This is a genomic window from Gordonia sp. (in: high G+C Gram-positive bacteria), from assembly GCF_047600385.1.
In the GTDB taxonomy this organism is placed as follows: Bacteria; Actinomycetota; Actinomycetes; order Mycobacteriales; family Mycobacteriaceae; genus Gordonia.
Genome location: NZ_JASGKZ010000001.1, coordinates 3,213,879 through 3,235,800, shown reverse-complemented (window position 1 = coordinate 3,235,800; position 21,922 = coordinate 3,213,879). Strand labels below are relative to the sequence as shown.

The 21,922-nt window shown below is 71.4% G+C and carries 20 protein-coding genes; 13 read left to right on the top strand and 7 right to left on the bottom strand.

Annotation, left to right across the window (positions count from 1 at the left end; translation table 11 throughout):
- Positions 1–17: 17 nt before the first annotated feature.
- Positions 18–878, top strand: a complete 861-nt coding sequence (locus QM809_RS14555; protein WP_415046450.1) for a PP2C family protein-serine/threonine phosphatase — start codon at positions 18–20, stop codon at positions 876–878.
- Positions 879–1,000: 122 nt separating this feature from the next.
- Here QM809_RS14555 and QM809_RS14550 read toward each other — a convergent pair whose 3' ends face one another.
- Positions 1,001–2,956, bottom strand: coding sequence for an acyl-CoA dehydrogenase (locus QM809_RS14550; protein WP_415046449.1), 1,956 nt, complete (start codon positions 2,954–2,956; stop codon positions 1,001–1,003).
- Positions 2,957–3,010: 54 nt separating this feature from the next.
- Between QM809_RS14550 and QM809_RS14545 the strand changes: the two genes are divergently transcribed.
- The 12 genes from QM809_RS14545 (at position 3,011) to QM809_RS14490 (ending at position 15,669) form a co-directional block, all read left to right on the top strand.
- Positions 3,011–3,868, top strand: coding sequence for an acyl-CoA thioesterase (locus tag QM809_RS14545; protein WP_415046448.1), 858 nt, complete (start codon positions 3,011–3,013; stop codon positions 3,866–3,868).
- Positions 3,865–4,482, top strand: coding sequence for a pyridoxal 5'-phosphate synthase glutaminase subunit PdxT (pdxT, locus tag QM809_RS14540; RefSeq protein ID WP_415046447.1), 618 nt, complete (start codon positions 3,865–3,867; stop codon positions 4,480–4,482). Before QM809_RS14545 ends, pdxT begins: the two co-directional genes overlap by 4 nt.
- Positions 4,479–5,234 (top strand): YebC/PmpR family DNA-binding transcriptional regulator, encoded by a 756-nt coding sequence (locus QM809_RS14535; RefSeq protein ID WP_415046446.1) that lies wholly within the window; start codon positions 4,479–4,481, stop codon positions 5,232–5,234. Before pdxT ends, QM809_RS14535 begins: the two co-directional genes overlap by 4 nt.
- A 258-nt stretch (positions 5,235–5,492) precedes the next feature.
- Entirely contained in the window at positions 5,493–6,086 is a 594-nt protein-coding gene (gene ruvC / locus QM809_RS14530; RefSeq protein ID WP_415046445.1) for a crossover junction endodeoxyribonuclease RuvC, read from the top strand.
- Positions 6,083–6,679, top strand: coding sequence for a Holliday junction branch migration protein RuvA (gene ruvA / locus QM809_RS14525; RefSeq protein WP_415046444.1), 597 nt, complete (start codon positions 6,083–6,085; stop codon positions 6,677–6,679). The genes ruvC and ruvA overlap by 4 nt, the downstream gene beginning before the upstream one ends.
- Positions 6,676–7,755 (top strand): Holliday junction branch migration DNA helicase RuvB, encoded by a 1,080-nt coding sequence (ruvB, locus tag QM809_RS14520; protein ID WP_415046443.1) that lies wholly within the window; start codon positions 6,676–6,678, stop codon positions 7,753–7,755. Before ruvA ends, ruvB begins: the two co-directional genes overlap by 4 nt.
- Positions 7,756–7,846: 91 nt before the next feature.
- Entirely contained in the window at positions 7,847–8,269 is a 423-nt protein-coding gene (gene yajC / locus QM809_RS14515; protein WP_415046442.1) for a preprotein translocase subunit YajC, read from the top strand.
- An 11-nt stretch (positions 8,270–8,280) separates the two neighbouring features.
- Complete coding sequence (gene secD / locus QM809_RS14510) at positions 8,281–9,864, top strand: protein translocase subunit SecD (RefSeq protein ID WP_415046441.1); 1,584 nt, start codon at positions 8,281–8,283, stop codon at positions 9,862–9,864.
- Positions 9,861–10,991, top strand: a complete 1,131-nt coding sequence (secF, locus tag QM809_RS14505) for a protein translocase subunit SecF (RefSeq protein ID WP_415046440.1) — start codon at positions 9,861–9,863, stop codon at positions 10,989–10,991. The genes secD and secF overlap by 4 nt, the downstream gene beginning before the upstream one ends.
- Positions 10,988–12,694, top strand: a complete 1,707-nt coding sequence (locus tag QM809_RS14500; RefSeq protein WP_415046439.1) for an ABC transporter substrate-binding protein — start codon at positions 10,988–10,990, stop codon at positions 12,692–12,694. The genes secF and QM809_RS14500 overlap by 4 nt, the downstream gene beginning before the upstream one ends.
- Positions 12,664–13,251, top strand: a complete 588-nt coding sequence (locus tag QM809_RS14495; RefSeq protein ID WP_415046438.1) for an adenine phosphoribosyltransferase — start codon at positions 12,664–12,666, stop codon at positions 13,249–13,251. Before QM809_RS14500 ends, QM809_RS14495 begins: the two co-directional genes overlap by 31 nt.
- Before the next feature lie 111 nt (positions 13,252–13,362).
- Positions 13,363–15,669 carry a RelA/SpoT family protein gene (locus QM809_RS14490; protein ID WP_415046437.1) on the top strand — a complete coding sequence of 769 codons (2,307 nt, stop codon included), beginning with the start codon at positions 13,363–13,365 and terminating at the stop codon, positions 15,667–15,669.
- A 113-nt stretch (positions 15,670–15,782) separates the two neighbouring features.
- Here QM809_RS14490 and QM809_RS14485 read toward each other — a convergent pair whose 3' ends face one another.
- The 6 genes from QM809_RS14485 to QM809_RS14460 form a co-directional block, all read right to left on the bottom strand.
- On the bottom strand, positions 15,783–16,754 hold the full coding sequence (locus tag QM809_RS14485) for a peptidylprolyl isomerase (RefSeq protein WP_415046436.1): 972 nt from the start codon (positions 16,752–16,754) through the stop codon (positions 15,783–15,785).
- An 83-nt stretch (positions 16,755–16,837) separates the two neighbouring features.
- Complete coding sequence (locus QM809_RS14480; RefSeq protein WP_415046435.1) at positions 16,838–17,482, bottom strand: ABC transporter ATP-binding protein; 645 nt, start codon at positions 17,480–17,482, stop codon at positions 16,838–16,840.
- 2 nt (positions 17,483–17,484) lie between these two features.
- On the bottom strand, positions 17,485–18,318 hold the full coding sequence (locus QM809_RS14475) for an ATP-binding cassette domain-containing protein (protein WP_415046434.1): 834 nt from the start codon (positions 18,316–18,318) through the stop codon (positions 17,485–17,487).
- Between the two features lie 11 nt (positions 18,319–18,329).
- The gene (locus QM809_RS14470) at positions 18,330–19,172 is read right to left on the bottom strand and encodes an ABC transporter permease (RefSeq protein WP_415046433.1); all 843 of its coding nucleotides are present in this window, start codon (positions 19,170–19,172) and stop codon (positions 18,330–18,332) included.
- Positions 19,169–20,239 carry an ABC transporter permease gene (locus QM809_RS14465; protein ID WP_415047105.1) on the bottom strand — a complete coding sequence of 357 codons (1,071 nt, stop codon included), beginning with the start codon at positions 20,237–20,239 and terminating at the stop codon, positions 19,169–19,171. The genes QM809_RS14470 and QM809_RS14465 overlap by 4 nt, the downstream gene beginning before the upstream one ends.
- Positions 20,236–21,816 (bottom strand): ABC transporter substrate-binding protein, encoded by a 1,581-nt coding sequence (locus QM809_RS14460; protein ID WP_415046432.1) that lies wholly within the window; start codon positions 21,814–21,816, stop codon positions 20,236–20,238. The genes QM809_RS14465 and QM809_RS14460 overlap by 4 nt, the downstream gene beginning before the upstream one ends.
- Between the last annotated feature and the right edge of the window lie 106 nt (positions 21,817–21,922).

Genomic DNA, 21,922 nt, shown 5'->3' with positions numbered 1-21,922 from the left:
GGCGAGGAGAGGCACATATGAGCGAGACGGTGATTCTGCGAGACACCCGGGTTTCGGGCAGCGACGACGTCGAGGGCCTGACCATGGAGTGGGCCGTCGCGTGTCATGTGGGCAAGGTGCGCGCGGCCAACGAGGACGCCGCGCTCGCCCTGCCCGGCCGCTACCTGCTCGCCGACGGCATGGGCGGTCACGAGAGCGGTGAACTGGCCAGCGAGGCGGCGCTGGAGACGCTCGCCGACGCCCCGGTCGGCGCCACGCTGGCCCAGACCTCCGGTGCGCTGGAGGGTCTGCTGGTGGAGGCGCAGGAGCGGATCGGTGCGTTGGAGGGCGATTCCGCTCGCCGGGCCGGCACCACCGCGACCGGCGTCGTGCTGGCCGTCGACGGCGGGAAGCCGCACTGGGTGGCCTTCAACATCGGCGATTCGCGCACCTACCTGATCAGCGGCGGCACGCTCCATGCGGTGAGCGTGGACCACTCCCAGGTGCAGGAACTGGTCGACAGCGGCTTCCTCACGCCGGAGCAGGCGCGCGTCGATCCGCGCCGCAACGTCATCACCCGTGCCCTCGGCGCGGGCATGACGATGCCGCAGGCCGACTTCTACGCGTTCCCGGTGGTGCCGGGCGACACCGTGCTGCTGTGCTCGGACGGCCTCAACGGCGAACTGACCGACACCGAGATCTCCGCGGTGTTCTCGGCCTCACCCGACCTGGAGTCGGCCACGCAGGCGCTCGTCGAATGCGCGCTGGAGTCCGGGGGACACGACAACGTCACCGTCGTCCTGGTGCGCGCCCGCGCGTCCGCCGATGCCGAAGCCGCCGATGCCGAGGCCGCCGAGGCGGAGACGACCGACGCCGAGGAGCCCGGCTCCGACGAGTGACGTCGGGTCCCGCTGACCGGCGGACCCGACGCAGCGAACCGCTCGACCGGCCCGCACACCGTTCCCGGTGTGCGGGCCGGTCTCCGTCGGTGGGGGAGCCGACGGGGCTCCTCACCCGGCGGTCACACCGTCGACGAGGCGTCGGTGAGCATGGGGACGTCGAGGGCGACGGCGGGGATCCCGAAGGCGTCCACCAGATCGCCGGCGATCGGCCGCACCCGGCCGCAGAGCTCGTTCACGCCGCGGCGGATCGCCTTGGCGCGTTCCACCGACACGAAGCGGTGCATCAGGAACCAGCCCAGGTCGGCTTCGAGCGCGGAGTAGACGAACAGATCGCGCACGTCCTCCAGGGCCGCGCGCACCGGTGACCCGGCGTCGAGCCGGACGATCGCGTTCTGCATGCTCTCCAGCACGATGCGCTCGATGTGCGCCTCCCCGGCCTTGACCAGGTGGTCCTGCGTGGAGGCGAACACCTCGAAGGCGTCCACGTCGTCGTCGGCGGCCCGCCGCATCCGGGCCGCCGCGGTCCGCACCAGATGGTCCTCGCGGCCCCGGAACAGGGCGAGCTGGGTGTCCGGGCGGGTCAGTGCGCTCTTGCCGGGGGTCTCGTCGGAGTCGTCGAGCAGGGTCTGGACGAGCTGGCGGATACCGGTCTTCTCGGCGGTCACCTCGCGGGCCATCCCGGCGACGAAACGCACCCAGCCGCCGGCGTCCAGGCCGTCGACCTCGGCGGCGTAGTCGGTGAGCAGCTGCTTGGCGGCGAGCTGAGCCATCACCAGGTTGTCGCCCTCGAAGGTGGTGAAGACGTCGAGGTCGTCGCGGATCAGGGAGAGCCGGTTCTCGGCCAGGTATCCGGCGCCGCCGCACGCGGTGCGGGCCTCGATCGCGGCGCGCGAGGCGAGCGCGGTGTGGCCGGACTTGATGCCTGCGGCCTTGGCCTCCAGCCGTCGGAGGACGCCCGGGTCGACGTCGTCGGGGTCCCGGGTCTGGATCTCGTGGAGTTCCTCGACCACCTCGTTCTGGGCGAGCGCGAACGCGTAGGCCCGGGCGACCAGCGGCAGCAGGCGCCGCTGATGCGTGCGGTAGTCCAGGAGCAGCAGTTCGCCGCCGTCGCCGGGGCCGGAGAACTGGCGGCGATGCAGGGCGTACTTCACGGCCAGGGTGAGGGCCAGGCGCCCGGCCGCGCCACCGGCGGCGCCGACCGTCACGCGGCCGCGGATCAGCGTGCCGAGCATGGTGAAGAAACGACGGTTGTCCGACTCGATCGGGCTGGAGTAGGTGCCGTCGGCGGCGACGCCGGCGTACCGGTCGAGCAGCGCGGTCCGCGGCACCCGGACCCGGTCGAAGGCGATCCGGCCGTTGTCGACGCCGGGCAGACCGCCCTTGTAGCCGCAGTCGGAGGTGACCACACCCGGCAGATCGGCGCCGTCGGCGTCGCGCAGCGGGACCACGAAGCAGTGCACGCCGCGGCTGTGCGGCTCCTCGCCCGGACCGGCGGTGACCAGCTGCGCGAACACCGCGGCGTAGCGGGCGTGCTCGGCCGCGCCGCCGATGTAGTCCTTGCGCGACGACGGCGTCGGCGAGTGGATCTCGAACTCCTCGGTCTCGGGCAGGTAGGTGGCGGTGGTCTCCAGGGCCTGGACGTTGGAGCCGTGGCCGGTCTCGGTCATCGCGAAACAGCCCAGCACGTCCAGGTCGATCAGGCCCCGGCGGTACTCCTCGTGGTGGCGCGCGGTGCCCAGGTTCTCGATCGCCCCGCCGAACAGCCCCCACTGCACGCCGGCCTTGACCATCAGCGAGAGGTCGCCGTAGCCGAGCGTCTCGATGGCCGTCACCGCCGCGCCCGGGTCGCCGGGCCCGTCGGCGGAGGAGAACCCCTGGGCCGGGAAGCCCATCGGCACCATCTCGCGCATCAGCTCGAGGACCCGGGCGCGGTACTCGGGCAGGCTCAGTCCGGCCCGCGGCACCAGCCCGGCGTCGTCGATGTGTCGGCGGACCTCGTCGCGGGTGGCCGCCCAGCGTCCGTCGAGGACGCCGCGCAGACCGGTGGACAGGGAAGTGTCGGTGTATGCCGTCATGGTTTCAACGTACCGGCGCCTCGGCGGCGGTCGGGGAGGTGCGATAATCGGCGGGTGCCGAGTATTGAAGAGATCTTGTCGATCGAACGGATCGACGACGACATCTATCGCGGCGGGGTCTTCCCGAGCGTGCTGCGCCGGACCTTCGGCGGACAGGTCGCCGGCCAGGCGCTCGTCGCCGCCACCAAGACCGTCGGCTCCGGGTTCGACGTCCATTCGCTGCACGGGTACTTCCTGCGGCCGGGCAAGTCCGACCAGCCCGCGATCTTCCTGGTGGACCGGATCCGCGACGGGCGGTCGTTCGTGACCCGGCGCGTCACCGGGGTGCAGAACGGCGAGGCGATCTTCTCGATGTCGGCGTCGTTCCACGTCACCGGCGACGAGGGGCCCGAGCACCACGACGTCATGCCGCTCGCGGTGGACCCGGAGGAGCTGCCCGACCGCAAGGACCACCCGGACGCCGCGGTGCGCTCGCTCTACCAGGAGTGGGAGAAGTTCGACGTCCGCGTGGTGCCCCGTGAGTCGCTCGAACTCCATCCCTCCCTCGCCGCCCAGCAGCGCGTCTGGTTCCGCTACCGCGACCCGCTGCCCGACGACCAGCTGCTGCACGTCTGCACCCTGGCCTACATGAGCGACATGACCCTGCTCAGCTCGGCGACCGTGCCGCACCCGGGCACCCAGGCCCAGACCGCCTCCCTCGACCACGCGATGTGGTTCCTGCGCCCGTTCCGCACCGACGACTGGCTGCTCTACGACCAGACCTCGCCGTCGGCGGGCGGCGGCCGCTCGCTCACCCAGGGGCGCCTGTTCGACCGATCCGGACGCATGGTGGCGGCGGTGACCCAGGAGGGTCTCACCCGCACCAACGTCCCGGCCGATCAGGTCTCGATCATGAAGCAGGCCGATTCGTGACGGTCATCGGCGTCCTGGCCCTGCAGGGCGACGTGCGCGAGCACACCGACGCCCTGGCGGCGTGCGGGGTGACGACCGTGCCGGTCCGGCGGGAGCGGGAACTCCGCTCCGTCGACGGCCTGGTGATCCCGGGCGGGGAGTCGACGACGATGAGCAGGCTCCTGGACGTCTTCGAGCTCTACAAGCCGTTGCGCGCGGCCCTGGCCGACGGGCTGCCCGCCTACGGGTCGTGCGCGGGCATGATCCTGCTGGCGTCGACGATCCTCGACACCCGGGACGACGCGCGGCATCTGGACGCGCTGGACGTCACCGTCCGGCGCAACGCCTTCGGCAGGCAGGTCGAGTCCTTCGAGGCCGATCTGGACTTCGCGGGCATCACCGACCGGCCCGACGCCGATCCGCTGCGCGCGGTGTTCATCCGCGCGCCGTGGGTCGAATCGGCCGGTCCGGACACGACGATCCTGGCCACCGTGCCCGGCGGCCCCGCCGCGGGGCGTATCGTCGCTGTTCGGCAGAACGACGTGCTGGCCACGTCGTTCCATCCCGAGGTCACCGGTGACCTGCGGGTCCATCAATACTTCGTCGACATGGTCAAGGAAGGGACAGCCTCATGAGTGGACACTCCAAATGGGCTACCACCAAGCACAAGAAGGCCGCCATCGATGCCAAGCGCGGCAAGATGTTCGCCAAGCTCATCAAGAACATCGAGGTCGCGGCCCGCACCGGCGGCGGCGATCCGGCCGGCAACCCGACGCTCTACGACGCCATCCAGAAGGCGAAGAAGTCGTCGGTGCCCAACGACAACATCGAGCGCGCCCGCAAGCGCGGCGGCGGCGAGGAGGCCGGTGGCGCCGACTGGCAGAACATCACCTACGAGGGCTACGGCCCGAACGGCGTCGCCCTGCTGATCGAGTGCCTCACCGACAACCGCAACCGCGCCGCCACCGAGGTGCGCACCGCGATGACCCGCAACGGCGGCAACATGGCCGACCCGGGTTCGGTGAGCTACCTGTTCACCCGCAAGGGCGTGGTGACCCTGCCCAAGGGCGAGCAGACCGAGGACGACGTCCTGATGGCCGTCCTCGACGCCGGCGCCGAGGAGGTCAACGACCTCGGCGAGAACTTCGAGGTGGTCTCCGAGCCCGGCGACCTGGTGGCCGTGCGCACCGCGCTGCAGGAGGCCGGGATCGACTACGACTCGGCCGAGCCCGACTTCCGCGCCTCGGTCGAGGTGGCCGTGGACGCCGACGGCGCCCGCAAGGTGATGAAGCTGATCGACGCGCTGGAGGACTCCGACGACGTCCAGAACGTCTACAGCAACGTCGACATCAGCGACGAGGTCCTCGCCGAGCTCGAAGACGACTGATCGGCTCCGGCTGACGCCTCGGTCCGGCTCGGGGGCACGGTCGCAGGCCGCTCCTCGTGCCGCCGGGGAACGAGTTGTAGTCCGCTCTCCGGGCCGCCGAGGAGTGAGTTGTAGTCCGCTTTCCGGGCCGCCGGGGAACGAGCTGTGGTCCGCTCCCTGAGCCGCCGAGGAACGAGGCGTGTCGAAGGGTCGCCCCGCACGCCATCGAATGCGCTAGGATGTCGAACAACTGTTCGTAACGGTCGGGGAGGTGGCGCGGTGCGTGTGATGGGAGTCGATCCCGGGCTGACCCGGTGCGGCGTCGCCCTGGTCGAGTCGGGCGCGGGCCGCAAGGTCACCGCGCTCGACGTCGACGTGATCCGCACGCCGGCGTCGATGGAGCTGCCCGAACGGCTGATGGCGATCCACACCGGGGCCGAACACTGGATGGACACGCATGCGCCCGACGTGGTCGCGATCGAGCGGGTGTTCGCCCAGCGGCAGGTGAGCACCGCGATGGGCACCGCCCAGGCGGCCGGGGTCGTCGCGCTCGCCGCCGCCCGGCGGAACATCCCGGTCCGGTTCCACACGCCCAGCGAGGTCAAGGCCGCCGTCACCGGTTCCGGTCGCGCCGACAAAGCCCAGGTCACCCTGATGATCACCCGGATCCTCGGCATGCAGCAGGCGCCCAAACCCGCCGACGCCGCCGACGCGCTGGCCCTGGCGGTCTGTCACTGCTGGCGAGGCCCGGTCAACGAGCGCATGGAGGCCGCCGCGGCGAAGGCGAAGGTCGCGCAGGAGGCGCATCGTCGTCGACTGGCGGCGGCCCGCGCCGAGCAGGAGGCACTGAGAACGAAGGTGGTGGGCCAGTGATCGCATCGGTCTCCGGGGAGGTCCTCGACATCGCACTCGACCACGCGGTGGTCGAGTGCGCCGGGGTGGGCTACCGCGTCCTGGCGACGCCGCCGACGCTGGCGACGCTCCGGCGCGGCGAACACGTCCGGTTGATGACGGCGATGATCGTGCGCGAGGACTCGATGACCCTGTACGGGTTCACCGATCCCGACGCGCGGGAGCTGTTCGGGGTGCTGCAGACGGTCACCGGGGTGGGCCCGCGCCTGGCGATGGCCACCCTCGCCGTCCTGGAACCGGACCGGCTGCGTCGCGCGCTGGCCGATTCGGACAGCAAGGCGCTCACCGCGGTGCCGGGCATCGGCAAGCGGGTGGCCGAGCGGCTCGTCGTCGAACTCCGCGACAAGGTCGCCGCACCGGCGGGGGCGCCGGGCGGGGCGCCGCCCGCCGCCGCGAGCGGGGTGGGCGTCCAGGTGGCCGAGGCCCTCGTCGGTCTCGGGTTCACCGAGAACGCCGCGCAGCAGGTCGTCGCGAGAGTGCTCGAGGCGCAGCCCGACGCCGATTCTCAGGCCGCGCTGCGGGCGGCCCTGGCCGGTCTCGGACCCCGCCGATGACCGCCGAGTACCCCGACGAGGAACTGCTCGCCCCGGACGCGGTGCCGGGCGACTCCGAACTGGACGCGAGCCTGCGGCCGAAGTCGCTGGACGGCTTCATCGGCCAGGCCAAGGTGCGCGAACAACTCGAACTGGTGCTGCACGCCGCCCGCAACCGCGGCCGCACCCCCGACCACATCCTGCTCTCCGGTCCGCCCGGGCTCGGCAAGACGTCGCTGTCGATGATCATCGCCTCCGAGATGGGCGCGGCCATCCGGATCACCTCCGGCCCGGCCCTCGAACGCGCCGGCGACCTGGCCGCGATGCTGTCGAACCTGGTGGAGGGCGACGTGCTCTTCATCGACGAGATCCACCGGATCGCGCGGCCGGCCGAGGAGATGCTGTACCTGGCGATGGAGGACTTCCGGGTCGACGTCGTCGTCGGCAAGGGCCCCGGGGCCACCTCGATCCCGCTGGACGTCGCCCCGTTCACCCTGGTCGGCGCGACGACGCGGTCCGGCGCCCTCACCGGGCCGCTGCGCGACCGCTTCGGCTTCACCGCGCACATGGAGTTCTACGAGACCGCCGAACTGGTCGAGGTGCTGCGCCGGTCCGCGTCGATCCTGGGCATCGCGCTCGAGGCGGAGGCCGCCGTCGAGGTGGCCGGCCGGTCGCGCGGGACGCCCCGGATCGCCAACCGGCTGCTGCGCCGGGTCCGCGACTACGCCGAGGTGCGCGGCGACGGCCGGGTCGACGTCGCCGCCGCCCGCGCCGCGCTCGCGGTGTACGACGTCGACGAACTCGGCCTGGACCGACTCGACCGCGCCGTGCTGGGCGCGCTGGTCCGGGGATTCGGCGGGGGACCGGTGGGCGTCTCGACGCTGGCCGTGGCGGTCGGGGAGGAACCGGCCACCGTCGAAGAGGTCTGCGAGCCGTTCCTGGTCCGGGCGGGCATGATCGCCCGGACGCCGCGCGGTCGGGTCGCCACCGCGGCGGCGTGGCATCACCTGGGTCTGACGCCGCCCGACGGCGCGATCGACCGGACGCTCGGGGTCCGGGCGCGCGAAGACGGCAGCGGAACCCTGTTCGACGAATGACCCGGTCCGCGGCGCCCGGGAGGAGTAACGTGCGGGGACCGGTCCGACCCGACGGCGCGCCGTCGGGTCCGCGCCTGGCACTATAGAGCGCATGGATGGACCTCTTCTCTTGATCATGTTCGCCCTCCTCGCGGGCTTCATGTTCCTCAGCTTCCGCAACAACAAGAAGCGCCAGCAGGCGCAGCAGGAACTGCGCGATCAGGCGGTGCCCGGTGCGCGGATCCAGCTGACCTGCGGACTGTTCGGCACCGTGGTCGCCGACGACGGTGGTGACAGCGTGGAGGTCGAGATCGCTCCCGGCGTCGTCACCACCTGGAACAAGCTCGCCGTCCGCGACGTCGTCAGCGAATCGGGCGCCGAGGGCGTCTCGTTGGGCAAGACCGAGGACGACGAGTACAAGGTCCCCGACTACACCGAGGAGGACGCGGCCCGCGACGCCGCCGCCGAGGCCGCGGCGAAGGCCGGCGACGCGCCGGAGATCACCGCTGCCGATTCCGATTCGAAGGACAAGTAGGCTTTCCGCCCGTGAGCAATCCCACCCCACGTCCGCGCCGGAGCACGGCGCGCCGCGGCGTTCCGCCGTGGCAGCCGTTGACGGCCTTCCTGGTGCTGCTCGGCGTCGTCTACGGCCTGATCGCCTTCACCGGCGGCGGCTCCTTCGCGCCCAAACTCGGCATCGACCTGCAGGGCGGCACCCGCGTGGTGCTGACCGCCCGCACCGACAACGGTCAGGCTCCGGCCCGCGAACAGCTCGACACGGCTCGGGCCATCATCGAACAGCGTGTCAACGGCCTCGGCGTCGGCGGCTCGGAAGTCGTGGTGAACGGTGCCAACATCGTCATCACGGTGCCCGGTGACGACGGCAGGCAGGCCCGCGCGCTCGGCCAGACCGCCCGGCTGTTCATCCGCCCGGTGGAGGATTCGGCCCCGGCGACGGCGCAGAAGCCCGACAAGGGCCCCCGCCCGGCGGACATGACCGCCGACCAGCAGGCCGAGGCCATCGCCGAGCAGCGGAAGCTGCGGCAGGCGCCCGCCGGCGCCTCGCCGGCACAGCTCGCGAAACTCCGCGAGCAGATGGCGAAGCTGAACTGCGCAGGCGATCACGGCGACGTCCTGGTGGGGCACGACGATCCCAAGCAGTACCTCGTCACCTGTGACGAGGAGGGGAAGACGGCCTATCTGCTGGCCCCGATGATCATCGACGGCCGGGACGTGGACAAGGCCGCGTCCGGACAGAACCAGGCCGGCCAGTGGGTGGTGAGCGTCGACTACAAGGGCGACGGTCAGAAGGCCTGGGCCAGCTACACCGGCAAGAACATCGGCAAGGTCACCGCGGTGACCCTGGACTCGCGCGTGGTCAGCGCCGCGACCATCAACTCGCAGATCATCGGCACCACCGAGATCAGCGGCAGCTTCACCCAGGACGAGACCGTCAACCTGGCCAACGCCCTCAAATACGGTTCGCTGCCGTTGAGCTTCTCCTCCTCCGAGGCCGAGACCGTCTCGGCGACCCTCGGCTGGCAGGCGTTGCGGGCCGCGCTCATCGCCGGTCTCATCGGCCTGATCGCGACCTTCCTCTACGCGATGGCCTACTACCGGATGCTCGGCTTCCTCGCCGTCGGTTCGCTGGTGCTGGCCGGTCTGATGGTCTACGGCGTGATGGTGCTGCTCGGCCGCTGGATCGACTTCACCCTCGACCTGGCCGGCATGGCGGGCCTGATCATCGGCATCGGCATGACGGCGGACTCGTTCGTCGTCTACTTCGAGCGCATCAAGGACGAGATGCGGGAGGGCCGCAGCTTCCGCTCGGCGGTGCCGCGCGGCTGGGCGAGCGCCCGGCGCACCATCTGGACCGGCAACGCCGTCAGCTTCATCGCCTCGGTGGTGATCTACGTGCTGGCCGTCGGCGAGGTGCAGGGCTTCGCGTTCACCCTGGGTCTCACCACGATCCTCGACGTCATGGTCGTGTTCCTGGTGACGCATCCGCTGGTGGAGCTCTCGACCCGTTCGCAGTTCCTGTCGCGGCCGAACATCAACGGCCTCGGCGCCGTCAGTGAAGTGGCCCGGCAACGGCGTCTGCAGGCGACCCGGAAGGAATCGGTCCGATGACCTCTCCCAAGCGTTCGGCGCGCCGTCACGCCGCCGACGACCAGACCGAGTCGCTCGACACCGCGGTGCCGGGCGACGACGGACCCACCACCGAGTGGGCCGACGCCGACTACCGGGCCGACAAGGACAAGAGCTTCTTCGCGCGCCTCTACAGCGGCACCGGAGCGTTCGACGTCGTCGGCAAACGCAAGCAGTGGTACATCGTGACCGGTGTGATCCTGCTGATCTGTCTCGCGTCGATGGTGTTCCGCGGATTCACCTTCGGCATCGACTTCGAGGGCGGCACCCAGATCGCGCTGCCCAACACGGCGCCGCTCACCACCGAGTCGGTGGAGAAGGTGATCTCCGACTCGATCGGCATCGAGCCCCAGCAGGTCCAGACCGCGGGCACCGGCGCGTCGTCGACCATCCAGGTCCGGATCGAGCACCTGAACCAGCAGCAGACGCAGCAGGTGTCCGAGGCGCTGGCGAACGCGTACGCACCGGCGATCTCGGCGAACGACGTCAGCAGCTCGGACGTGAGCAGCACCTGGGGTCAGGAGATCACCCGCAAGATGGTGATCGCGCTGGTGGTCTTCCTGGTGGTGGTGTTCGTCTACATCGCGGTGCGCTTCGACCGTGAGATGTCGGTCGCGGCGATGGCGTCGTTGTTCTTCGACCTGATCGTGACCGCGGGCGTCTACTCGCTCGTCGGCTTCGAGGTGACGCCGGCGATGGTGATCGGTCTGCTCACCATCCTGGGCTTCTCGGTCTACGACACGGTGGTGGTGTTCGACAAGGTGCAGGAGAACACGCGCAGCGTGTTCGCCTCCACCCGGAGGTCGTACGCCGAACAGACCAACCTGGCGGTGAACCAGACGTTCATGCGCTCGATCAACACCACGGTGATCTCGGTGCTGCCGATCATCTCGCTGATGGTGGTCGCCGTGTGGATGCTGGGCATCGGCACGCTCAAGGACCTCGCGCTGGTGCAGCTGGTCGGCATCGTCGTCGGTACGTTCTCGTCGATCTACCTGGCCTCGCCGCTGCTGGTGTCGCTGAAGGAGCGCAAGCCCGAGATCAAGGCGCACACCGCCAAGGTGCTGGCGCGTCGTCGGCGCGCCGAGGCTGCGGGGGCCCGGGCGTGAACCGGCGCCGGCGCGCGGCGCTCCGAACCGCCGCGGTCGGGCTGGCGGCGGTCCTCGCCGCCACCCTGACCTCCTGCGGCGGGGAGGACCGCGATCAGATCGACTATCTGACCAATGCGCGCGTCGGCGACTACAACGTGAACACCGTCGACGGCTACGCATCGGGGGCGATCATGGCGCTGGCCCGGGTGCTCCCCGGATTCACCTACCTCGGTCCCGACGGCCAGGTGGTGGCCGACCGGGACATCGGCACGGTCGTCCCGGAGGCCGGGTCGTCGCTGACGCTCACCTACACCTTCGACGAGAAGGCCGTGTGGTCGGACGGCGCCCCGATGGTGTGCGACGACCTGCTGCTCGCCGCCACCGCGATGGGCGGCAAGGCCGCCGGATTCACCCCGGCCACCACCGCCGGATACCGCGACATCGCCCGCGTCGACTGTCGGCCGGGGGAGAAGAGCGCCGTGGTGACCTTCACCCGCGGCCGCGACTACGCGGAATGGCGGGCGCTGTTCGGCGTCGGCACCCTGCTGCCCGCGCACGTGGTGGCGCGCAAGGCCGGAGTGGACGACATCGTCGCGGCGCTGACCGACCGGCGTCGCGAGACCCTCGGGCGCATCGCCGAGGCCTGGAACACCGGTTTCACCCTGCAACCGGGTAAACCGGTCGACGAGAAGCTGCTCCTCTCCGCGGGGCCGTACCGGGTCGGCGAGTACGCCGCCGACGGTGCGCTGCGGTTGGTGGTGAACGACAAGTGGTGGGGCGAGCGCGCGGCGATCAGCCGCATCACGGTCTGGACGCGTGGCCGGGGCGGCGAGAAGGCGCTGAACGACGGGAGCATCGAGGTCGTCGAATCCGGTGACCTCACCGCAGGCGATCGACTCAAGGGCCGCACCGTCAAGAAGCTCGACGGCACCGAGAACCGGGCGGGCGCCGACGATCCGCGGCCGCTGTCGGTGACGCAGCTGGTGCTCGCCGGGAGCGGGGTCGCCGCCGACCGCCCGGTGCGGCAGGCCTTCGCGTCGTGCGTCCCGCGCGATGCGCTGGCCCGGCGTTTCGGCGCCAACGGCGTGGTGTGGTCGATGCGGACCGTCGCCCCCGCCAATGCGTTGGGCGGTGCGCTCAACGGCCAGTTCGCCAGACGGTATCCGCGGGCCGACGTCTCCCGGGCCCGGGCGCTGCTCGGGTCGAAGCGGGAGGGTGCACGACGACCCGCGCGGAACCTGCGTCTGGGCTACGTCGCCCCCGACCCCGTCGCCGAGGCCCTGGTGAAGCAGATCGTCGACTCGTGTCAGGCCGCGGGGCTCACCGTGACCGACGCGAGTTCGGCGGAGCTGACGCCCGCGGCGCTCGGCACCGACGTCGACGTCCTGCTGACCCGGGGCGCCACGGGCAGCGCCGCCGCGGGGTCGGCGTCGACCTTCCCCGACGCCTACCAGCTCTTCGGCGACGATCCGTTGAACCTCTCCGGATTCCGTGACCCGAAGGCCTCCGGCGCGATCAACGACCTCTCGCTCACCTCGAGCGACAGCGCCCGGCTCCCGCTGGTCCGCGACGCCGAGACCGCGGCCTGGGAGACCCTCCCGTCGATCCCGCTCTTCGGCACGGTGCGGGTGCGGGAGCACTCCGACGGCGTCGAGCAGGTGGTGCCCGGGATGGCGCGGACGGGCACCGGATGGAACATGGACAGGTGGGTGCGCAGGTGAGCACGAGCGGTACGGCCCACGAGCGGGCGTGCGCGGCGATCGACCGGTACGCCCGACTGGTCGACGACTTCCCGGAGCCGGGGATCGCGTTCAAGGACCTCACACCGGTGCTGGCCAATGCGGAGGGGCTGGCCGCGGTGGTGTCGGCGCTCGCGGAGAAGTGCTCCGGCGCCGACCTGATCGCCGGCATCGATGCGCGCGGCTTCCTGCTGGGCGGTGCGGTGGCGCGGGAGCTCGGCGTCGGTCTGATCGCGATCCGCAAGGCGGGCAAGCTCCCGCCGCCGGTGTTCGGCGTCGACTACGACCTCGAATACGGCACGGCCCGGCTGGAGATCCCCGCCTCCGGACTGGATCTGCGCGGCCGGTCGGTCGCGGTGCTCGACGACGTCCTGGCCACCGGCGGCACGCTGATCGCGGCCGCGCGACTGCTGGGTCTGGCCGGTGCGCGGGTGCACAGTCTCTCGGTGATCATGGAGCTCGCCGAACTGCCCGGTCGTGCGGCGGTGGCCGCGGGCCTGGGCGACGACGTGGTGGTGCATCACCTCTGTCGGGGCTGAGTCCCTGGTCCGGTGCGTCGTCCCGGGCGCGGCCGGGGGCGTAGACCCGTCCTGACCTCGCGGGATCGCGGTGACCGCATCCGATCCGCGCGAGACGACTAAGCTCTCCGTATGAGCGAAGCGGAGATCGGTCGACGGCCCGACGACGTCGGTGCCCCCCTGAGTTCACGGCGGGTTCGGGCGCGGTTGGCCCGCCGGATCACCGCAGGGCCGCGCAGCCCCATCGATCCGGTCCTCGAACCCCTGGCCACCCTGCATCGCGAGGTGTACCCGAAGGCCGACGTCGCGGTGCTGCAGCGCGCCTACGACATCGCCAACACCCATCACGAGGGGCAGTTCCGCAAGTCCGGCGACCCGTACATCACCCACCCGCTGGCGGTCGCGACGATCCTCGCGGATCTGGGGATGGACACCATCACGCTGGTGGCGGCGCTGCTGCACGACACCGTCGAGGACACCGGTTATTCGCTCGAGCAGCTCGAATCGGATTTCGGTCCCGAGGTGGCCCACCTGGTGGACGGCGTCACCAAACTCGACAAGGTGGCTCTCGGCAGCGCCGCGGAGGGCGAGACCATCCGCAAGATGATCATCGCGATGGCCCGCGACCCGCGGGTGCTGGTGATCAAGGTGGCCGACCGTCTGCACAACATGCGCACCATGCGCTTCCTGCCGCCGGAGAAGCAGGCGCGGAAGGCGCGCGAGACCCTGGAGGTGATCGCGCCGCTGGCGCATCGCCTCGGCATGGCGACGGTCAAGTGGGAGCTGGAGGACCTCTCCTTCGCGATCCTGCACCCCAAACGGTACGAGGAGATCGTCCGGTTGGTGGCCGACCGCGCGCCCAGCCGCGACACCTACCTGGCGCGGGTGCGGTCGGACCTGAACAACGCCCTCGCCGGTTCGCGCATCCAGGCGACCGTCGAGGGCCGACCGAAGCACTACTGGTCGATCTACCAGAAGATGATCGTCAAGGGCCGCGACTTCGACGACATCCACGATCTGGTCGGCATGCGGATCCTGTGCGACGAGGTCCGCGACTGTTATGCGGCGATCGGCGTCGTGCATTCGCTGTGGCATCCGATGGCCGGGCGTTTCAAGGACTACATCGCCCAGCCCAGTTACGGCGTCTACCAGTCGCTGCACACCACGGTGATCGGCCCGGAGGGCAAACCGCTGGAGGTGCAGATCCGCACGCACGAGATGCACCGCACCGCCGAGTTCGGCATCGCGGCGCACTGGCGTTACAAGGAGGGCCGCAAGGGGAAGGGCCGCAAGGCCGCCGACGTCGGCGAAGTGGACGACATGGCGTGGATGCGCCAGCTCCTGGACTGGCAGCGGGAGGCCGCCGACCCCGGCGAGTTCCTGGAGTCGCTGCGCTTCGACCTCGCCGTCCGGGAGATCTTCGTGTTCACCCCGAAGGGCGACGTGATCACGCTGCCGACCGGATCCACGCCGGTCGACTTCGCGTACGCGGTGCACACCGAGGTCGGTCACCGGTGCATCGGCGCCCGCGTGAACGGGCGCCTGGTGGCGCTGGAGCGTCCGCTGGAGAACGGCGAAGTGGTGGAGGTGTTCACCTCCAAGGACGAGTCCGCCGGCCCCAGCAAGGACTGGCAGAGCTTCGTCGCGTCGCCGCGCGCCAAGGCCAAGATCCGCCAGTGGTTCGCCAAGGAACGTCGTGAAGAGGCCCTCGAAGCGGGCAAGGAGGCGATCATCAAGGAGGTGCGGCGCGCAGGTCTGCCGCTGCAGCGCCTGATGTCCTCGGAGGCGGTCACCTCACTGGCCAAGGAACTCGGTTACGCCGACGTCGACGCGGTCTACACCGCCGTCGGCGAACGGAATCTGACCGCCGGCCGCGTGGTGCACCGGCTGGTGGCGCTGCTGGGCGGCGTCGACAGCGCGCACGAGGAGATCGCCGAGCGGTCGACGCCGTCGACGCTCCCGATGCGCCGCCGCGGTGCTCCCGGAGACTGCGGCGTGGTGGTGGACGGCGTCGACAACGTCCTGGTGAAACTCGCCAAATGCTGCACCCCGGTGCCCGGCGACGAGATCCTCGGGTTCGTCACGCGCGGCGGCGGAGTGAGCGTGCACCGGTCGGACTGCACCAACGCCTCGGCCCTGCGCGCCCAGTCCGAACGACTGCTGGACGTGCGGTGGGCGCCGAACCCGTCGTCGGTGTTCCTGGTGGCGATCCAGGTGGAGGCGCTGGACCGGCATCGGCTGCTGTCCGACATCACCCGGGTGCTCGCCGACGAGCGGGTCAACATCCTCTCGGCGTCGGTGCAGACCACCCGTGATCGGGTCGCGGTCAGCAAGTTCACCTTCGAGATGGGCGACCCGAAGCACCTGGGCCACGTGCTGAACGTGGTGCGCGGCGTGGAGGGCGTGTACGACGTGTACCGGGTGACGTCGGCGGCGTGAGCCGCGCCCCCGGCGGGCGCACACCGGAGGAGACAGACGGGTGGACGCCGAAGAGAAGGGCGGTCCGGCGCGGAGATGCGCCGGACCGCCCTTCTCGGTTCATTCGTCGCCGGTCACTCCTTGACGCTGACCGAGGTGAACTCGACGTCCGTCTTGGGCTTACCGGACTGGACCTCCTCGCCGGGCTTGGTCTCGGGGTTGCCCGGGCCCGGCACGATGCCGCCCTTCTCGATCTTCTCCAGAGTCTTGAGCCCGGTCTCGTCGACCTTGCCGATCACGGCGTACTTCGGCGACATCGCGGTGTCCTTCAGGAAGAAGTACAGGGCGCCGCCCGCGGTGTTCGAGGTGCCCTCCTGGCCGAGCATCGGATTGCCGTCGGTGTTGGCGTTGAACACCGCCACGGTGCCGCGCGGGTACATGACGGGCTGGTCGGCGGGGTTGAGCGGGTTGGGCTGGCCGTACTTCTTCAGATTGGTCGGAGTCTCGTCCGGGAGGTTCCAGCCGGGGTTGCCGCCCTCGACCAGCGGCAGACCCGCGGTACCGGTCGGATCGCCGCACAGCGTCAGGCCGCCGTTCTTACCGATCGCGATGGCGTGGCACAGCACGTCGTCGTAGTAGCCGCTCTGGGCCAGCGAGAGCACACCGTTGACGTTGCACGCACCGTCCGCGCGGTTCAGCGTCACCGGGATGGCGCCGACCGACGTGTCGAAGGTGAGGCCGACGGTGCCCTCCTTGAGGGGGTGATCGTCCGGCTTCGGTGCGCTGCGCTGCTTCTTCTCGACGCTCTTGTAGTAGTCGAGCAGAGCCTGCGCCTGCGCGCGCTGGTCGGCGGGCACGGTGTCGGGAAGCTTGGCCGGGAGCTGCTTGAACGGATCCTGGGCCTCGTCGTAGGTGCACTGCACGCGGCGGCTGTCGTCCCAGGCCCGCCAGCCGAAGAAGGCACCGACCGCGACCACCGCGAGCACGGCCACTCCGGCGGCCGAGGCGATCATGAGACGACGTCGCCGAGCCAGCCGGCGTTCGGCTTCGAGTCGCTGCTCGAGCTTGCGTTTCGCGGCCTCGCGGCGCTCCTCGTTGGTCGTCACGCGGGGAAAACCTCCTGTGTCATCGGCGGGTCGCCAGATGTGCGGCCGCGGGAGTCACGGCGGCCACCATGCTATCGCAGCGATCACGTCGCACCGTCGACCGACCGCGGCAGTGTGACGACGTCGCCGCTGACGGCGTGCACCAGCCGATGGTCGTGACTGACCAGAAGCGCCCCGGCTCCGCGGTCCACGAGATCGGCGAGCACCGCGATCACCGCGCGCGCCGTGATCGGATCGAGCATCGCGACCGGTTCGTCGCACAGCAGATACGCCGGGTCCTGGACCAGGATCCGCGCCAGGCACGCGCGCTGCAGCTGGCCGTCGCTCACCTGGCCGGGACGCCGGTCCAGCAGTTCCGGGTCGAGTCCGGCGCGCTGCGCCCACTCCGCCGGATCGGTCCGTTCCCCGCGGATCGCCGCGGGTTCGACGACGATGCGCCCCAGCGTCCAGCGCGGATCGCACACCTGCCGGGGATGCTGGGCCAGCATCCCGAGCGAGCCGGGCGCGGGGCGGGGCTCGCCGTCGTAGACGACGGCGCCCGCCGCGATCGGCTGCAGTCCGGCGAGGGCGCGCAGCACACTGGTCTTGCCGCTGCCGGACGGGCCGATCAGCCCGGTCACCCGACCGGGCACCACCCGCAGGTCGACCCCGGACACCACGGGGCGGCCGCGATGGGCGACGGTGAGGCCGTCGGCGACGATCCCCGAACTTCTGATCTTCGAGGTCATGGTCACCAGCCCTCCCGGAAGAACTCGGTCAGATGGTCCTCGTCCGTGAGCTCGACGGAGGTGTTCTCCGGCGGCCGAGCCGAGGCGGAGTGCGGTGACGAGCCGAGTCGACGCCACTCCTCCTCGTTCTCCCGCTGCCCGAGCATCCGTCCGCGCCGCATCACCGCGATCGACCGGCACGCCTCGGACCGGCGGAGCGCGGCGAGGTCGTGGGTGATCACCAGGACGGCGGCGCCCTCGGCCGCGACCCGGGCGAGCAGCCCCCACACGTGGTCGGCGAGATCCGGGTCGAGCGCCGAGGTGGGTTCGTCGGCGATCAGCACCTCCGGCGCTCCGGCGAGCGCCGCGGCGAGCGCGGCCCGCTGGGCCATGCCGCCGGAGAGTTCGTGCGGGTATCGGTCGAGCGCGGAGCCGGGGAGTTCGACGAGCCGGCACAGATCGGCGGACGAGCGGGGTCCGTCGAGCACCCGGACCACCTCGTCGAGCTGGCTCCCGAGCGTGCGCACCGGGGTGAAGCCGGTGGCGGGCGACTGCGGGACCAGCCCGATCGTCGTGCCGCGCAGCGCGGCCAGGTCCTGCAGCCGGCCGGAGAACGGGTGCGCACCGATGCGGACCTCGCCGTCGAACCGGGCGCCGGGCGGCAGCAGTCCGCACAGCGCGGCGGCCGCCATCGACTTGCCGCACCCGGATTCGCCGACCAGCGCGGTCACCGCCCCGGCGGGGATCGTCAGCGAGACGTCGTGCAGCACCCGGACGGCCGGGTCGCGGCGATACGGGCCGGTAGGAACGGTGACGGACACGCCGTGCAGTGCGGCGCCGTCGTTCCCGATGCTCACCGTGCGTCCGCTCACCACACGCCGCCGATCGGCGGCCGGGTGGCCCGCTGGAGCGCGGCTCCGGCACGACTGCAGGCCAGCGCCGCGACGACCAGGGCCAGGCCGGGGACCGCGAGCGTCCACCAGGCGCCGGTGAGGACGTCGCCGCGGGCCTCGCCCAGAAGGGTGCCCAGGCTCGCGCGGTCGGGGGAGAGACCGACCCCGAGGAACGAGAGCGTGGTCTCGTGCCAGACCGCGTGCGGGAGCAGGACCACCATCGCGACCAGGGCCTGCCCGCCGGCGGCGGGCAGGAGGTGTCGGACGGCGACGAACCCGCGGCCCGCACCGGCGAGCCGGGCCGCCTCGATCCAGCCGGCGGTGCGCAGCTCCAACAGTTCGGCGCGGACGATCCGGGCCACCGCGGGCCAGTGGGTGAGGGCGATCGACGCGATGATCGCCACCGGATGACCGCGCCACAGCGCGGCGATCACCACCCCCAGCACCAGGTGGGGCATCGCGTTGACGCCGTCGACGAGCCGCATCACGACGGCGTCGAACCAGCCGCCGACGGTGGCGGCGCCGACGCCGACGGCCACGCCGAGCACCGTGGAGGCGAGAGCGCAGACCGCGGCGATCACCAGGGAGAGGCGCAGCCCCTCGGCGGTGCGGGCGGCGAGGGAGTGCCCGAAGTGGTCGGTGCCGAGCAGACGGTCGGGGGCGGGCGGCAGCAGAGCGCGGGAGAAGTCGGCGGTCTGCTCCCCGGCGAACACCGGGACCAGCGCGGCGAGCAGGGCGAGAACGGCGAGCGTGAACCAGGGCAGCACCCTGGCGAGCCGCGCCCGTCTCGCGGGGACGTCGTGGACGGCGGCGGTCATGCGGTCATCTCAATGCGCGGGTCGAGCCACACGGCGGCGGCGTCGGAGAGGGCGGAACCCAGGAGGACGAGGATCGCCGACCCGACGGCGAGCGCGGCGAGCAGCGGGAAGTCCAGGGCCGTCGCGGAGTCGACCAGCGCCTGGGCCAGACCGGGCCACCCGAACACCGACTCGACGACGGCGGCTCCGGCGATCAGTTCCGGCAGGCGGGTGCCCAGCAGCGCCAGCGTCGGCAGCACCGACACCGGCAGCACGTGTCCGGTCATCAGGCGTCGGCCGTCGATCCCGCGGGCGCGGGCGGCGAACACCGCGTCGGAGTCGAGTGCCTCCGTCACGGCCGACCGCATGGAGAGCAGCAGCCAGGGGAGCAGGGAGAGGACGAGGGCGACGGTCGGCAGGATCCCGTGCGTCACCAGGCCGCCGAGGGTGTACTCGTCGCCGGGGCGCCGGGCACCCGAGGTGGGGAGCAGGTGCAGGCTCACCGAGAACACCGTGACCAGCAGCAGGGAGACCACGAACGGCGGGGTCGAGGCGAGGATCACCGCGAGTCCACCGCAGATCCGATCGAGCGGCCCGCCGCGCCGCATGCCGATCACCGAACCCGCCACCACGGCGATCGCGGCCGCGAGGATCAGGGAGATCAGCGACATCGTGAACGTGAACGGCATGCGTTCGGCGAGCACCGTCGAGACCGGTCGGGACAGCGTCGACGACCAGCCGAGGTCCCCGGTGAACACCCCGCCCCACCAATGCCACCAGGCCGAGAACCAGTTCTGGTCGAGATCGTAGGCGGCGCGCACCGCCTCGCGCTGGTCCCGGCTCGCATTCTGGAAGGAGTCGCCCAGATGCGCGGCGAGCGGATCGAACGGGGACGCCGCGGCCAGCGCGAAGATCGCGAACGAGACGACGCCGAGCGTCGGTACCGCGATCGCCAGGCGGCGCACCAGCAACCGGGCCGCGCGCCGCCCGCGGGAGGCCCGAGGCGCGCGCCCGGTCGTCTCGGCGTCCGGTGCCGACCGGTCCCCGGCGGGGCCCGACGACGCCGGACGGGGGGTGTCGACCGTCATCGGCGCCACGAAGCGAGATTCCACCACGGCCCCCAGGTGACCCCGTGCGAGTGCGGCTCCAGAATCGGAGCGTCGAAGGTCCAGCCGGTGCCGCGGGACGCGTAGGTGTGCTGGAGGAACACCAGGAAGACCGACGACGGAGCAGCCTTGTACAGGCTCTGGATGCGGCGGTAGCGCGCGTCGTTCTCCGGTCCCGGAGCGCTCTGCCGGGCCGCGTCGAGCAGGGCGTCCATGCCGGGGGCGGTGAAGTCTCCGGGGTTCGAGTACGGCGACCCTCCCGGGATCCGGGTGTGGAGGGTGGTGAAGACCTGGGCATCGATGCTGTACGGGGTGTCGCCGCCGCCCAGGAGCACCGCGTCGGTGTCGAGGCGGGTGTCGATCTCGTCCCAGGTGGAACCCCGGGGGCGCACGTCGATCCCGAGCGGTTTCATCGCCGCGGCGAAGGCGACGGCCAGATCGCGCCGCGCGGTGTCGCCGGCCTGATAGAGCACGGTGAATCGAGCGGTGTCGGCGCCCCTGGCGCGGATTCCGTCGGCCCCGCGCCGCCAGCCGGCGCGGTCCAGGATCGCCCCGGCCTCGCCGGGGTCGAACGAGAACTGGGCGGACGGCTCGTAGGCGCCGTCGTACACCGGTGACACCGGATTGCTCGCGGGGGAACCGTGACCGCCGAGCACCTCGGCGACGACGGCGGCGCGGTCGATGCCGAGGTTCATCGCCCGCCGCGCCTCGAGGTCGGCGGTGAAGGCGTTGCCGGCGGGGAGACTGACGGATCGCCAGTCGGCGGTGTGCACGCCGGTCACCCGCACCCCGTTCTCGCCTTTCAGGCTGTCGGCGAGTTTCGGCGGCAGATTCGCGCCGTCGACCTCGCCCGAGGAGACGCGCTGGGCGCGATTGTTGTCGTCGGGGGCGTAGGTGTAGACCACGCGCCGCAGTGCGGGGGCGGGGCCGCGGTACTCCTCGTTCGCCACCAGCACCGCCTGATCGGGTTCGAGCGACTCCAGCCGGAACGGGCCGGTGCCCACCGGCGCGGTGTTGAGCTTCCAGTTCGCGGCGGGCGCGGCCTCGATCCTCTCCGAGGGCACGATGCCGACCAGCAGGTACGGCGAAGGATCGGCGTCGGTGTCCAGGGCGACGGTCACCGCGTGCTCGCCGTCGGCGCGGACCGCGGTCACGGGGCCGAGCGTGCCGGAGACGTCCGCGGCCACGGCCGGGTCCACGACGGCCCGGTAGGTGGCGGCCACGTCGGCGGCGTCGAACGCGGTGCCGTCGGAGAACGTGACGTCCTCGCGCAGGCGGACCCGCCAGGTGCGGGGCGCGATGCGTTCGGGAGCCGCGGCGGCCAGCGCCGGCACCAGCGCGGGGACCTTCTCGTCGGCGGCGGATCGGGGCCGCAGGAGACCCTCGTAGATCGGCGACACGCCGTAGGCGCCGTACCCCAGGAGCGGGTTGTAGCCGCCCAACTCCTGTCCTTCGGCGAGGACGAGTAGGTCTTCGCGGTCGTTCGACGTCGAACACCCGCCCAGAAGCACGGCCAGGGCGACGACGCCCGCGGACGACCGGAGACGGCGGTGGCGCATGGGCTCCCCTTCGGAAAAATCATCTGTCCAGAAAGACAGGTGTCCAGTAAGACAGATGATTGTTACGGGGAGATTTCCCTGCGGCGGCCGACGGCGGGGGAGCCCG